The organism is Arthrobacter sp. Leaf69, assembly GCF_001422645.1.
Classification (GTDB): Bacteria; Actinomycetota; Actinomycetes; order Actinomycetales; family Micrococcaceae; genus Arthrobacter.
On sequence record NZ_LMLR01000001.1, the window covers coordinates 658,850 to 672,728 of the forward strand.

Below are 13,879 nucleotides of genomic sequence, written 5' to 3' on the forward strand. Positions count from 1 at the left end.
CCGCGGAACTAAGATCCGCTGCCATACGTGGCACATATGACGGCTTCGCCGCCCTGGCGGCAGGTGCCGGCGGCTGCTTCGATGCGGGGTCCTTGGGCTACGGCATCGAAGCACCGCATATACAACTAAAAACCAGTAACTGACGACCAGCTATGAGGTACCGAGTTTGTCCCGTCCCGCCAGCACTGTCCCGCCCGGAAGACCCCCGCAACGACGAAGCGCACTGACGCCGACGTTGATTGTCGTGGCCTTGATTGTGGTCGGCTTCATCTTCTTCGCCAATGTCTGGACGGACGTCCTCTGGTACCAGCAGCTGGGCTTCTTCGAAGTCTTCCTGACCGAGAACCTGGCACGGATCGTCATTTTCCTGGCCGGGTTCGCCCTGATGTTCGCGGCGGTCTTCTTCGCCATCCGGATCGCTTACCACGCACGCCCTGTGTACGCGCCGGACTCGGACATCCGCGACAACCTGAACCGCTACCAGGTCCAGCTTGAACCGGTCCGCCGCGTCGTCATGATCGGCCTGCCCATCCTCTTCGGCCTGTTCGCCGGAAGCGCCGCGGCCAGCCAATGGCAGAAGGTGCTCCTGTTCTTCAACCAGGAACCCTTCGGCCAGAACGATCCGCTGTTCGGGCTCGACATCAGCTTCTACCTGATGACCCTGCCGTTCCTGGGCTTCGTCACCGGCTTCCTGATCAGCGTCACGATCATCGCCGGCATCGCGGGCATCCTGACGCACTACCTTTACGGCAGTATCAGGATCATGGAACGCGGCATCTTCACCAGCCGTGCGGCGCAGATCCATCTTGCCGTGTGCGGTGCGGCTTTCCTGCTCCTGCTGGGCGCCAACTTCTGGCTGGACCGCTACGCCTCGGTGCAGAACAGCGGCGGCCGCTGGGCCGGGGCCCTGTACACGGACGTCAACGCGGTCATCCCCACCAAATCCATCCTGGCCGTCGCCGCAGTCCTCGTCGCCGTGCTGTTCATCGTCGCTGCCGTGATCGGCAAGTGGCGGCTGCCCGTCATCGGCACCGCCATGCTCGTTATCACCTCGATCCTGGCCGGCGGCGTTTACCCCTGGGTGATCCAGCAGTTCCAGGTCCGGCCCTCGGAGCAGACGCTCGAGAAGCAGTTCATCGAGCGCAATATCAACATGACCCGGTCGGCCTACGGCCTGGATAAGATCCAGGAGACGGTGTACAACGCCACCACCAACGCCACCACGGGCGCCCTGGCCCCCGACGCGCAGACCACGGCCAACATCCGGCTGCTGGACCCCAACCTGATCTCGGACGCGTTCTCCCAGCTGGAGCAGTACCGCCCCTACTACCAGTTCCCCAGCGCCCTGAACGTGGACCGCTACGAGATTGACGGGAAGATCCAGGACACCGTCATTGCGGTGCGCGAGCTCAACCCGGACGGGCTCAGCGCCAACCAGCAGTCCTGGCTGAACCGCCACGTTGTCTACACCCACGGTTATGGCGTCGTCGCGGCCAAGGGCAACAAGTTCACCGTCGACGGCAAGCCCGAGTTCCTGCAGGCCGGAATCCCGTCCACCGGTGTGCTGGGTGATGACTCGAGCTACCAGCCCCGGGTCTACTTCGGTGAAAACTCGCCGGACTACTCGATTGTCGGCGCCCCCGACGGCGCCCCGAACCGCGAGCAGGACCGGCCGGCTGCCAAGGAAGGCGGCGGCGAAACGCAGTACACCTTCACCGGCGACGGCGGCCCGAACGTCGGCAACTTCTTCAACAAGGTCCTTTACGCCATCAAGTTCCAGTCCTCGGACATGCTGCTCTCTGACGGCGTGAACGCCGAATCCCAGATCCTCTACGACCGCAATCCCCGCGAACGCGTCGAAAAGGTCGCCCCCTACCTGACCGTGGACGGCAACGCCTACCCGGCCGTCGTTGACGGCCGCGTGAAGTGGATCGTGGACGGCTACACCACCAGCTCGTACTACCCGTACTCCCAGCAGGAGCAGCTTTCCGAAGCCACCGCTGACTCGCAGACAACCGCGGGCCGCACGGCTTCGTTGCCGAACACCTCCGTCAACTACATCCGCAACTCGGTCAAAGCCACTGTGGACGCCTACGACGGAAAAGTGACACTCTATGCTTGGGACGACCAGGACCCGGTGCTGAAGGCGTGGCAGAACATCTTCCCGTCCTCGCTGAAGCCGTTCTCGGAAATGTCCGGAGCGCTGATGAGCCACGTCCGCTACCCGGAGGACCTGTTCAAGGTCCAGCGGGAACTCCTGGGCCGCTACCACGTCACCCAGCCGGACAACTTCTACACCAACAATGATGCCTGGAGCGTCCCGAACGATCCGACCGTCCAGGGCGACGTCAAGCAGCCCCCGTACTACATGTCCCTGAAGATGCCTGACCAGGACAAGCCGGCTTTCCAGCTGACATCGTCCTTCATTCCGCAGGTGGTCAACGGCAACGCCCGCAACGTGCTCTACGGCTTCCTGGCCGCGGACTCCGATGCAGGCAAAGAGAAGGGCGTCAAGGCGGAGAGCTACGGGCAGCTTAGGCTCCTGCAGATCCCGCCGGAAACCAACGTCCCCGGCCCCGGCCAGGCGCAGAACAAATTCAACTCCGACCCCACCGTTTCCCAGGCGCTGAACCTGCTGCGCCAGGGTGCATCGGCGGTGCTCAACGGCAACCTGCTGACCCTGCCGGTCGGTGGCGGCATGGCGTACGTCCAGCCTGTCTACCTGCGCTCAACAGGCGAAACGTCCTACCCGACGCTGCAGCGAGTCTTGGTGGCGTTTGGTGACAAGATCGGGTTCGCCCCGACCCTGGATGAGGCCCTGAACCAGCTGTTCGGCGGTGAGTCGGGGGCCAGTGCCGGCGACTCGGCCAACAACGGCAAGACGCCCGCTTCGCCCACGACGCCGGGCGGTACCCCGTCCGCTCCAGGCAGCACCGACGCCAAGGCGGAGCTGAAAGCGGCCCTGGCGGACGCCAACGCCGCCATCCGGGCCGGCCAGGAGGCCCTCGCGAAGGGCGACTTCGCCGCCTACGGTGAGGAGCAGAAGAAGCTCTCCGCGGCACTGCAACGGGCCATTGACGCCGAAGCCAAGATCGCGGCGACGCCGGGTCCGGCAGGCACTCCGGCGGCCACTCCGGCGCCCACCCCGTCGCCGACGCCGAGCAGCTGATGCACGGCTTAGGCTGCACGGCTAGCTGAGTCACGGTCGAAGGCCGGGTTCCCGCTCCAGTGGAGCGGGAACCCGGCCTTCACCTTTGCCATCCCACTTTCCCATCCGCGGAGGACCAGCCACCCCGGCGCCGGGAGACGCACATCACGCCACCTCGATTTGGCCCTAAGTTCACCGGCAGGTAGAGTTGATCTTGCGACGCGGGGTGGAGCAGTTCGGTAGCTCGCTGGGCTCATAACCCAGAGGTCACAGGTTCAAATCCTGTCCCCGCAACTGAAGAGAAGGTCCGGAATGCTGGAGACAGCATTGCGGACCTTCTGCTTTAAGTCCGCGACGGGTACCCCGGTGCCGTCCGCAGGACGGTGGTTCGGGCGGCACGAAAAGTAGGGTAGTGTTGATCAAGCGACGCGGGGTGGAGCAGTTCGGTAGCTCGCTGGGCTCATAACCCAGAGGTCACAGGTTCAAATCCTGTCCCCGCAACTGAAGAAGAAAAAGAAAGGCCCGGATCTGTTGATCCGGGCCTTTCTTGCTGCCACCGGCGGACGCCGTCCCCTAACTCGGGGTTCGGTGCCTCGCCCGGCCATTGTCCGGCGGGCGCAGCCCGCTAGCCGTCTTTGAGCCGCTGGTAGGTCTCCAGCGCCCGGGCCCGTGACTCGGGCAGCCCGACCACCGGGTCCGGATAGCCGGACGCCCGGCCGTCCGCCTTCCACGGTTCGTGGATCGCCTTGTCGTCCAGGCCGGACAGCTCCGGGAGGTATGCGCGCAGGTAGCGGGCCGCGGCGTCGAACTTCTTGCTCTGGGTGACCGGGTTGAAGATCCGGAAGTACGGCGAGGCGTCGGCGCCGGATCCGGCCACCCACTGCCAGTTCGCCGGGTTGCTCGCGGAGTCGGCGTCCACCAGCGTGTCCCAGAACCAGGCCTCGCCCAGCCTCCAGTCGGCCAGCAGGTTCTTGACCAGGAAGCTCGCGGCGGCCATGCGGACCCTGTTGTGCATCCAACCGGTCTGCCAGAGCTGGCGCCTACCTGCGTCCACGAGGGGATATCCGGTCCGGCCCTGCTGCCAGGCTGTCAGTTCGGCCTCGGAAGGCGTCTGCCAGGCGAAGCGGTCAAACTCGGGACGGTAGTTGCGGGTGGCCAGTTCCGGATTCTCGTAGAGCAGCTGCCAGCAGAACTCCCGCCAGCCGAGTTCGGAGCGGAAGATCCCGACGTCGGCCGGTGCCGCGTGCCCGTAGCGTTCGCGCAGCGCATGCCAGATCCGGAAGGGGCTGATCTCGCCGAACCGCAGATGCGCGGAGAGCCGGCTGGTGCCCTCGACGCCCGGGGTGTCCCGGCCGGTGCCGTATTTTTCTGCCGGGCCGTCGAGGAAGTCCTCCAACCGCTCCCGGGCGCCGGCTTCCCCGGGCTGCCAGGTTTCGGCAAGGCCGGCGCTCCAGTCCGGCCGGCGGGGGAGCAGGCCCCAGCCCTCAAGGGCATCGCCGGCCGGGAGCCCGCCATCCGCGCCCACAGCCGGGGCCGGGAGGCCGTCCGGGGCGTCCAAGGGGACCCGGGGCTCCGGAGCATCCATGCAGGCCCGCCAGAAGGGCGTGAAGACCTTGTAGGGCCCGCCTGCGCCGGTGCGCACGGTCCACGGCTCAAACATCAGGTTCGCCTGGAAGCTGGCAGCCGTGAGGCCCTCTTCCGCGGCCCAGGACTTGATGCCGGCGTCCACCTCGCGTTCCGGACCTCCGTAGCGGCGGTTCCAGAGCAGCGTTGAGGCTCCCGTTTCCCGGGCAAGGTCCCGGATAATGCCCGCAGCCGGTCCACGGCGCAGGAGCAGGCGTGAGCCCGCCGCCTCCAGCCCGGCGGCGAGGTCCGTCAGCGAATGGTGCAGCCACCATTTTGTGGCGCCGCCAAGTGGCCGCACGCCGGGGGAGGACTCGTCGAGGACATAAACCACGGTCAGCGGCCGTCCCAGCGAGGCCGCTTCGCTCAGGGCCGGGTTGTCATCCAGCCGAAGATCGTCGCGAAGCCAGACAAGGGTCGAAGATTGGGTTCCCGAAGACATGGATCCACGGTACACGTGGCAGGCACGGCAGAGGCCGGGCCCCGTCACCGCCTGTCGACGGTTCCGGGCCCGGCCTCTTCAGATCCGGCACCTCACGTCCGGCGGAAACGCGCCGGGGGATGGCCTAAAGCTTGTCGAAGTCGGCTTCGTCGACGGTTGATCCGGCTGGCCGGCCCTCGCCGGCGCCAATGGCCGCGGGGGAGCCGCCGGACTTCAGCGCGGCGAGCCGTGCCTCGATCTCGGTCTGTTCGCCGAGGTCCTCCAGCGAGTTGAACTGTGCGTCCAGGCTGGACGCGGCAAGTTCCTGCTGGCCGCGGACCTTCGCTTCTTCGCGGCGGATCTTCTCTTCGAAGCGGCCCACCTCGGACGTGGGATCCATGAAGTCGATGCTCTTGAGGGCATCGTGGACCTGGGACTGGGCCGCGGCGGTCTTGGACCGTGCCACCAGCTCGTTGCGCTTGCTGGTGAGCTCGTTGAGCTTGCCCTTCATCTGGTCCAGGCCGTGCTTGAGCTTGTCGACCACCTCGGTTTGCGAGGCGATGCTCGGCTCGGCGGCCTTGGCCTCGTTCTCCGCGGACATCTGGCGCTGCAGGGCCACTTTGGCAAGGTTGTCGAACTTCTCCGCGTCGGTAACGTCACCCTTGGACCGGTACTCGTCGGCCTTGCGGGACGCGGCGAGGGCTTTGCGGCCCCAATCCTGGGCGTTCTTGACGTCTTCGTTGTAGTCGTCCTGAAGCATGCGCAGGTTGCCGATGGTCTGCGCCACTGCGGACTCGGCCTCGGCGATGTTGTTGGTGTAGTCCCGGACCATCTGGTCCAGCATCTTCTGCGGGTCCTCCGCCTGGTCCAGCAGCGAGTTGATGTTGGCCTTCGCCAGCTGCGCCATGCGGCCGAAAATGGACTGCTTCATGGTGATACCTTTCGTCCTGCTCAGTGGTTCCCACTGAATTCGGTGAACAGTGAAAATGTACTTCTTCCATCCGCCCGCGGGAGCGTCCCCGCCGGCGCCTAGTCTGAATGGGCTTGGCCCGCGTGCCAGGCAGGGGCTTTGCTAGAAGTCGCCGCCGCCGCCGAAGTCCCCGCCCCAGCCGCCGCCGGAATCTCCGCCGCCGCCCCAGCCGCCGCCGGAATCCCCGCCGCCGCCCCAGCCGCCGCCGCCCCCGCCGCCGTGCAGGATGGAGTTGATGAGGATGCCGCCAAGGATGGCACCGCCCAGGCCGCCGCCTCCGCCGCCGCCGAACATCCCGCCGCGCCCGTAGCCCTGGTTGGCATATCCGCCGAAGTGGTCTACGTCAGACTGGGCCAGCTGCGCGGCCTGCGCCGCCAGCGCGTGGGCCTGCTGGGCGTACTGCAGGGCGGTGACCGGATCGGTGCGGGAGATGGACAGCGCGTAGTCCAGGTTCCGCTGGGCTTCAGCCAGCCGGGTCCGGGCCTCGGTGCCCACGCCGCCGCGGCGGGCCGTGATGTAGTCCGAAGTGGCGCTGATCTGCGCCTGTGCGGACATGATGCTCTGCTGCAGCGAAGCCTGCGCACGCCGGGCCTGATCCTGCTGGTCCCGGATGCCGGAGAGGGCCGCATCCAGCGACTGGTGCGCCGTCTCGACGCGCTCCAAGGTGGCGATCGGATCGATCTTCCCGCCCTGGATTTCGGCTTTGACCCGCGCCAGTGAGGCTTCCACGGCGGCCACCGGTCCGGTCAGCTCAGGGTGCGCCCCGGACTGGACCAGTGCCTTGGCCTGGGCCAGGTCCTGGGCGGTGTCGACGACGGCGGACTCAAGGCTGCTGCGAGCCTCGTCAAGGGTTCCGGCGACCTTCGCGATGGCGCCGATCAGCACGTTGGTCTGGTGCAGGCTCTCTTCCGCAGCCCGGACAGCGACGGCGGCGAGGCTGCCTTCGCCGGCGCTGAGCTTCTCCTGGGCCGTGACGGAGGCGTTCTGCACGAAGGCGAGCCGTTCCTTGGCCTGGTTGATGTTGTCGCCCACCTGCACCAGCGCACTTTCCGCGTACTTGGCCCGCAAGTCGTCGAGCGACTGCTCGGCGCTGGCGATTTTGGCTTCCGCTTCGCTCGCGCCGGCACTGACCGCGGCAAGCGCCTTCGGAGCATTCTTCTCAAGCTCGCGGAGCGAATCGAAGTCGGCCTTCTGCTCCTGAAGGGAGGCGAGCGCGGCCTCGGAACGGCGGATGATCTCGCCGAGCCAGGTCCGCTGCTGCTCTTCGGTGTCAGGTATGTGGTCATCGAGCTGCTGCTGCAGCTTGAAGGACTCGGACATGTGGCCCTTGGCGTCCTCCAAGGCCTTCGTGAAGTTCCCGACGGCGGCGTCGCCGTACTGCGCCTGCGCGAAGCCCAGCTCCTGCTCGCTGGACTTGATGGCGTCGTCGGCCTCGATCAGCAGGGAGCCGCTCTTGCGGCGCAACTCCTCGACCGTGAGCCCTGCGAGCGGATCCAGCTCGGCGCCCTGCGGGCCGTGGCCAGCGCCCGCGGCGGCCTTCTTCCGGCGGTTGCGGAGGTAGAGGTAAGCTCCCGCGCCGCCGGCGGCGACCACTCCGACTCCGACGAGCACGGCGTTGCCAGCGCCACCTTCAGACGGGACAGTGCCCTTGCCGCCCCCGGCGGCGTCACCGATCGCTGCGGCGCTATCGATGGCGGCCCCGGCGTAGTCCCCGTCGCGCAGGTTCGGGTCGACCGCGCTTTTCACGATGGTGTCGCGCTGGGCGTCCGTGATTTTGCTGTTGGCGGGCTTGCTCAGCAGGTACTGCCGCGTGTCCGTGGCGACGGTTAGGAGCATGGCGTTGGCACCGAGGCTTGCCTTGTCCGCCACTTCAGCAGCCCAGGCATAACGGTCGGTGGGGTTTTCGAATTTCTTCACGTAGACCACGTGGTAGGTCATCGCGTGGTCGGCGCCGAGTTGCTTGATGGCCTGCTCGACCTCGCCCGTCCGGTCGCCGAGGACGCCGGCGGAGTCAACAATCTTGGTGACGGGGTCAAGAGTCACCGGATCCTCGGCGAGGGCCGGAGCGGCGGGAAGCGCCAGCAGTCCGACGACGCCGAGGACGGCGAGGAGACGTTTATAGGTAGACCGCATGTGCAACCCTTCAGCACTTCTGCGACCGGTTCGGGCCGAACCGGTCGTCACAGAATGCAGCAGCGCCCCCACGCAGATGTAAAGCCGCAGGTCGCTGTGGCAATTCCATTTGATTCTATGGTGCACCCAATTGACCGTCCACCAACGGGAATATGCCACCAGCGAAAAGCGCTCAACCAGTGACAGTACGGTCGGGACAGGCCGGAACTTCGCTGTGTCCTAACGTTCAGCAACCTCTCAGCAAACGTGCGCTCTAGTATCAGTGAGATCGTCCATAGTTAATGAAGACACGGATGAAAGGAAGTCTTATGACTGAGAACCCAGCGCAGGGCGCGTCACCAGAGAACCGGGAGCCGGCCACGCCGAACGAGGGCGCATCCGGACGCCCGCAGGCTGCCCCCGCGCCGGACTCACCCCAGGACAACTCGTTCCAGGACAATCCTTCCCAGGACAGCCTCCCGGAAAATCCGACCCTCCGGCTGGACCGGGCCGCGGGCAACCCGCCCCAGCCGGTCTACCCGCAGCACCAGCCGTCGTACGGCCGCCCCTCGACGCCGGAGACGCAGCAGTTCGGTGCCCCGCCGCAGGAGTACGCCCACCAGGGCAGCACGCCGGGCCAGCCGCACCCGCAGCACACCCCGGGATACGGCCAGGCAACAAACAACTCCGCTTTTGGACAGCCCCACCCGGGCAGCACCCAGCAGGGGACCTTCCAGCACGGCCAGCCCCCTTTCAACCAGGTACAGCACGGCAGTTTTGGCGGTCCGTCCGGTTCCCCGTACGCCTCCGACCCGGCCCACGCCCCGAAGCGCAAGGCCGCCTTCGGTGTCCCGACGCTCGTGGCCAGCATTCTTGCCGCTGGCCTCGTCGGCGGCGGCGTGGTCGCAGGAACCACGCAGCTGATGGGCGACCGGCCCTTCACGTCCACCGGATCCAGCAACAGCAGCCACGCCGGACCCGTCATCGTGAACAACCAGGAGGAAGTAAACGCCATCACCGCGGCGGCGGTGAAGGCGACACCCAGCGTCGTGACCATCAAGGCCTCAAACGGCAGCGAGGGCGGCACGGGCTCCGGCATCATTCTCGACGGTGAAGGCCATGTCCTCACCAACACCCACGTCGTCACACTGGACGGCACGGCCGCGAACGCCACCATCGAAGTTCGCATGAGTGATGGCAAGGTCTACAGCGCCACGATTGTGGGCACTGATCCGCTCTCCGACCTCGCGGTAGTGAAAATCAAGGACGGCTCCGGACTGGTGCCGGCGGTCCTGGGAGATTCCGGCAAGCTGAACGTCGGCGATACCGCCGTCGCGATCGGCTCGCCCCTCGGCCTCACGGGGACCGTCACCGACGGCATCGTGTCCACCCTGAACCGCACCATCAGCGTTGCCTCCTCGGCCGCGCCCAAGGAAGGGGCGGACAACTCACAGGGCGATGACCAAGGCTTCCAGTTCGCACCGCCGGACGGCGGGCAGGGCCAAACCACCGCTGACCAGGGAAGCATCTCGATCAACGTGATCCAGACGGATGCCGCGATCAACCCCGGCAACTCCGGCGGTGCCCTGGTCAACACCAAGGGTGAGATCATCGGCGTGAATGTCGCCATCGCCTCGGCCGGCGGCGAAACGTCGAGCAGCGGCAACATCGGTGTCGGTTTCAGCATCCCGATCAACCACGCCAAGCGGGTCGCCCAGGAGATCATCACCACCGGCAAGGCCACGCACGGCCAGTTCGGCGTGAGTGTGAAGCAGAAGACCGCCAGCACTTCGGCGTCCGGCTTCAGCGTCGGGGCCGAGGTCGCCACCGTTGAGCCCGGCTCCGCCGCGGACAAGGCCGGCGTCAAGGTCGGCGACGTCGTGACGAAGTTCCAGGACCTCACCATCAGCGATCCGAACCAGCTGACGGCCGCCGTGCGCGAGCAGCCTGCCGGAGCCTCCGTCAAGGTCACCGTCATCCGCGGCGGCGAGGAGAAGCAGCTCGACGTGACCCTTGGCACGGCCGCCGAGCAGTAAAGCAAAACTGGCAGTAAAACAGGACCGGCAGTAAAGCAGGACTGGCAGTAACAGCAGAGCTGGCGGCAGCAACACACAGCGATCCCGCCCGGGGCCGGGCAGCACCATCAGGTGTTGCCCGGCCTTCGCCGTGCTGGCGGGCCTTTGCTGTGCCGTACAGCGCCATGCCGTGCACTGCCCGGCGGTGACACAGGCCTTAACCCAAGCCGCGCCGGGGACCGCCGATATGGTTAGCTAAGAGCACCCCGGCACGCCGGGCGTTCCGTGGCCACGACCCCACCCGGCTGGCTGTCCACCCGCATGGAAGGCTGCTGCAAACACAGTGGAAGAGACATTGAAGATCATCGTGCTGGTCAAGCACGTCCCTGACGCTCAGTTCGACCGACACCTCACGGGCGAGGGCAACACGACGGACCGTTCCGAGAGCATCCTGTCCGAACTGGACGAGTACGCCCTGGAGGCCGCACTCCAGCTGATTGAGGCCCGCGGCGGAGAGGCTGCCGGCAACAAGGTCATCGCCCTGAGCATGGGTCCCGCCGGTGCTGTCAACGCGGTGAAGAAGTCCCTCCAGATCGGCGCCAGCGAAGGCGTCCACCTCAGCGACGACGCACTGGCCGGATCCGATGCTGCCGCCACCTCGCTGGCCCTGGCCGCGGCCATCCGCCACCTTGGTGCGGACATCCCCGCCGACCTCATCCTCACCGGCATGGCCTCCACCGACGGCGAGACCTCCCTGGTCCCCGCCCAGCTTGCTGAGCGCCTGGACCTGCCCCAGGTCACCTTCGCGGCCTCCCTGGAGCTCGACGGCGCCAAACTCACCGCCCGCCGCGACGGCGACCTCCACGCCGACACCATCGAGGCGACGCTGCCGGCCCTCGTCTCGGTCACGGACCAGATCAATGACCCCCGGTACCCGAACTTCAAGGGCATCATGGCGGCCAAGAAGAAGACCATCACCACGCTGACCCTTGCCGACATCGGCGTCGACCCCGCGCACGTGGGACGCTCCGGTTCCTGGACCGCCGTCGATTCCGCCGAGGCACGCCCGGCGCGCACCGCCGGCACCATCATCACCGACGAGGGCGACGCCGGCATCAAGCTGGTTGACTTCCTGGCCGCCCAGAAGCTGCTCTAAGGGGATCCGCAGACATGGCAAAAGTACTGGTATTCATTGACAACCCGGGCCAGGCGCTGAAAAAGGCCAGCCTGGAGCTGCTCACCATTGCCCGGTCCCTGGGCGAGCCTGCGGTCGCGTTCAACGGCGAACTGCACGACGACGTCGCGGCCACCCTGGCGGCCTACGGCGTTCAAACGCTGTACCGGCCCTCCGCGGCGGACCTCGACGATTACCTCGTGGGCCCCAAAGCGTCCTATCTTGCCGCCGCGGTGCAGACCGCGGAGGCCACGGTGGTCCTGACCGAGAACTCGACGGAGGCCAAGGAAACCGCGGCGAGACTGGGCATCAAGCTCGGTGCCGGCGTCATCACCGACGTCGTTGCCGTGGATCCGGACGGCACCGCGCACAAGTCCGTGCTGGCCGGTTCCTACCTCACCACGGCGAGGGCCACCACTCCCGTCGCGGTCCTGACCGTCAAGTCCAACAGCGTCACTCCGGAACCGGCCGTCACCGGCACGGCGCCGGCGACGGTCACGGTGGCAGTGCCGGAGACCGCCACCGCGGCGTCGGCACGGATCACCGCCCGCAGCGACAAGGCCGCCAGCGGCCGCCCGGACCTCGCCGAGGCGCGGATCGTTGTGGCAGGCGGGCGAGGAGTCGACGGCAACTTCGGCCCGGTGGAAGACCTTGCCGATGCCCTCGGAGCAGCCATCGGCGCTTCCCGCGCCGCGACGGACGCCGGCTGGATCGGGCATGACGCCCAGATCGGCCAGACCGGCAAGACCGTTTCGCCCCAGCTGTACATCTCGGCGGGCATCTCGGGGGCCATCCAGCAGAAGTCCGGCATGCAGACCGCCAAGGTGATCGTGGCCGTGAACAAGGATGCCGAGTCTCCCGTTTTCGAAATCGCCGACTTCGGTATCGTGGGGGATCTTTTCCAGGTCCTGCCGCAGGCCACCGAGGAAATCAAGAAGCGCCGGGGCTGAGTCCTTGAACACCTTCGCCACGCAGGCGCAAAGCCCGTTCGATCCGGAACACCACCGGGTCGAGCGGGTGCTTTGTTTCACTGCCCACCCGGACGACGTCGACTTCGGTGCCGCCGGCACGATCGCCGCCTGGACCGCCGCCGGCGTTCACGTCAGCTACTGCATCATGACGGACGGAGACGCCGGCGGCTTCGACCCCGCGCAACGGGATGAGATGGTCCGGCTGCGGAACGAGGAACAGCGCCGTGCGGCCGCCCTCGTCGGGGTCACCGACATCCACTACCTGCATGAACGCGACGGCTACCTCGAACCCTCGCACGGGGTGATCCGCGAAGTCGTGCGGCTGATCCGGCAACTCCGGCCCGACGTCGTGCTCTCCATGCACCCCGAACGGAACTGGAACCGGATCCAGAAGAGCCACCCCGACCATCTGGCGGTGGGGGAGGCCGTGACCCGGGCGGTGTATCCGGCGCTGGAGAACCCGTTCGCGTACCCGGAGCTGGCCGAGGCAGGGCTGGAGGCCTACAAGCTGCCCTGGCTGTGGCTCTTCGCCGGGCCGGAGGAACGCGAGAACCACTTCGTCGACGTCACGGACCACGTCGAGGGCAAACTCGCTGCCATCCATATCCATGTCAGCCAACACCCCGACATCGAGGCCATGGACCGTACGGTCCGCGGACTGATGGTCCGGACCGCGGAGCGCGGCGGGCTGCCGGCGGGCCGCAGTGCCGAGGCCTTCCACGTCGTGGAAGTCAACGGCGCGGGGACCATCGCCGGCTTTTAGTGTTGCCCCTGCCGGTCCTCTCCCATAAGCTGGACTCTGTTTAAATCATATTTAATTGAGGAAGGCGGCTTCAGTGACGAAGACTGCACAGCGCCCCGTGCTCGTGATCATGGGAGTCTCGGGATCCGGGAAGTCAACCGTGGCGGGCCTGCTGGCCGGCCGGCTGGGCTGGGATTTCGCGGAGGGCGATGATTTGCACCCGGCATCCAACGTGGCGAAGATGCAGGCCGGCCGGCCCCTGACCGACGAGGACCGCTGGCCCTGGCTGGAAAGCATCGCCGGATGGATCCGCCAGCACACCGAAGCCGGCACGCCCGGCGTCGTCACCTGCTCCGCGCTGAAGAAGCGCTACCGGGATGTCCTGCGCGGCGAGGGGGTGGTGTTCGTCTTCCTCGACGGCAGCAGGGACCGGATCTCGGACCGGCTGGCATCCCGTCACGGGCACTTCATGCCCCCGGCCCTGCTCGAATCCCAGTTTGAGGCGCTCGAGGCCCCCACTCCTGAGGAGAACGCCATCACCCTGAGCGTCAGTTCCGCGCCGGCGGACGAAGCGCAGGAGATCATTGACCGGCTCCACCTCGACGCCGTCCGGCACTAACCGCGGGGACCCTGGCCGCAGCGGGACAAAAAACCGCGGGCGCCGCACCTTCAGAAGGTGCTGCGCCCGCGGTTTTGCCGGTTC

At 66.9% G+C, this 13,879-nt stretch carries 9 protein-coding genes and 2 tRNA genes; 8 read left to right on the forward strand and 3 right to left on the reverse strand.

Going from position 1 to position 13,879, the window contains the following annotated elements:
* The first annotated feature begins 166 nt into the window (after window positions 1-166).
* The 3 genes from ASE96_RS03065 to ASE96_RS03075 all read left to right on the forward strand — a co-directional run bounded on the left by ASE96_RS03065 (window position 167) and on the right by ASE96_RS03075 (window position 3,649).
* Window positions 167-3,169, forward strand: coding sequence for a UPF0182 family membrane protein (locus ASE96_RS03065; protein WP_200912972.1), 3,003 nt, complete (start codon window positions 167-169; stop codon window positions 3,167-3,169).
* Between the two features lie 199 nt (window positions 3,170-3,368).
* Window positions 3,369-3,442 (forward strand) — tRNA-Met (locus tag ASE96_RS03070).
* 133 nt (window positions 3,443-3,575) lie between these two features.
* Window positions 3,576-3,649 (forward strand) — tRNA-Met (locus ASE96_RS03075).
* A gap of 124 nt (window positions 3,650-3,773) precedes the next feature.
* Here ASE96_RS03075 and ASE96_RS03080 read toward each other — a convergent pair.
* From ASE96_RS03080 to ASE96_RS03090, 3 genes are all read right to left on the reverse strand, one after another.
* Entirely contained in the window at window positions 3,774-5,213 is a 1,440-nt protein-coding gene (locus ASE96_RS03080; protein WP_056425749.1) for a cryptochrome/photolyase family protein, read from the reverse strand.
* A 124-nt stretch (window positions 5,214-5,337) separates the two neighbouring features.
* Complete coding sequence (locus tag ASE96_RS03085; RefSeq protein WP_056425754.1) at window positions 5,338-6,123, reverse strand: PspA/IM30 family protein; 786 nt, start codon at window positions 6,121-6,123, stop codon at window positions 5,338-5,340.
* Window positions 6,124-6,264: 141 nt separating this feature from the next.
* A complete protein-coding gene (locus tag ASE96_RS03090) occupies window positions 6,265-8,295 on the reverse strand; it encodes a TPM domain-containing protein (RefSeq protein WP_200912973.1) in 2,031 nt (676 codons plus the stop codon).
* A gap of 308 nt (window positions 8,296-8,603) precedes the next feature.
* Here ASE96_RS03090 and ASE96_RS03095 point away from each other — a divergent pair, with 308 nt between their 5' ends.
* The 5 genes from ASE96_RS03095 to ASE96_RS03115 all read left to right on the forward strand — a co-directional run bounded on the left by ASE96_RS03095 (window position 8,604) and on the right by ASE96_RS03115 (window position 13,795).
* On the forward strand, window positions 8,604-10,310 hold the full coding sequence (locus ASE96_RS03095; RefSeq protein ID WP_056425760.1) for a S1C family serine protease: 1,707 nt from the start codon (window positions 8,604-8,606) through the stop codon (window positions 10,308-10,310).
* A 334-nt stretch (window positions 10,311-10,644) separates the two neighbouring features.
* The gene (locus tag ASE96_RS03100) at window positions 10,645-11,445 is read left to right on the forward strand and encodes an electron transfer flavoprotein subunit beta/FixA family protein (RefSeq protein ID WP_056425763.1); all 801 of its coding nucleotides are present in this window, start codon (window positions 10,645-10,647) and stop codon (window positions 11,443-11,445) included.
* A 14-nt stretch (window positions 11,446-11,459) separates the two neighbouring features.
* Entirely contained in the window at window positions 11,460-12,413 is a 954-nt protein-coding gene (locus tag ASE96_RS03105; RefSeq protein ID WP_056425766.1) for an electron transfer flavoprotein subunit alpha/FixB family protein, read from the forward strand.
* A gap of 4 nt (window positions 12,414-12,417) precedes the next feature.
* Window positions 12,418-13,197: a PIG-L deacetylase family protein gene (locus tag ASE96_RS03110; RefSeq protein ID WP_056425769.1), complete on the forward strand. Its 780-nt coding sequence runs from the start codon at window positions 12,418-12,420 to the stop codon at window positions 13,195-13,197.
* Between the two features lie 73 nt (window positions 13,198-13,270).
* A complete protein-coding gene (locus tag ASE96_RS03115) occupies window positions 13,271-13,795 on the forward strand; it encodes a gluconokinase (RefSeq protein WP_056425772.1) in 525 nt (174 codons plus the stop codon).
* Window positions 13,796-13,879: the final 84 nt, after the last annotated feature.

Coding starts and splice junctions, on each gene's coding strand:
- ASE96_RS03095 (WP_056425760.1), top strand. CDS start 8,604: ATGACTGAGAACCCAGCGCAGGGCGCGTCACCAGAGAACCGGGAGCCG.
- ASE96_RS03085 (WP_056425754.1), bottom strand. CDS start 6,123: ATGAAGCAGTCCATTTTCGGCCGCATGGCGCAGCTGGCGAAGGCCAAC.
- ASE96_RS03090 (WP_200912973.1), bottom strand. CDS start 8,295: ATGCGGTCTACCTATAAACGTCTCCTCGCCGTCCTCGGCGTCGTCGGA.
- ASE96_RS03080 (WP_056425749.1), bottom strand. CDS start 5,213: ATGTCTTCGGGAACCCAATCTTCGACCCTTGTCTGGCTTCGCGACGAT.
- ASE96_RS03105 (WP_056425766.1), top strand. CDS start 11,460: ATGGCAAAAGTACTGGTATTCATTGACAACCCGGGCCAGGCGCTGAAA.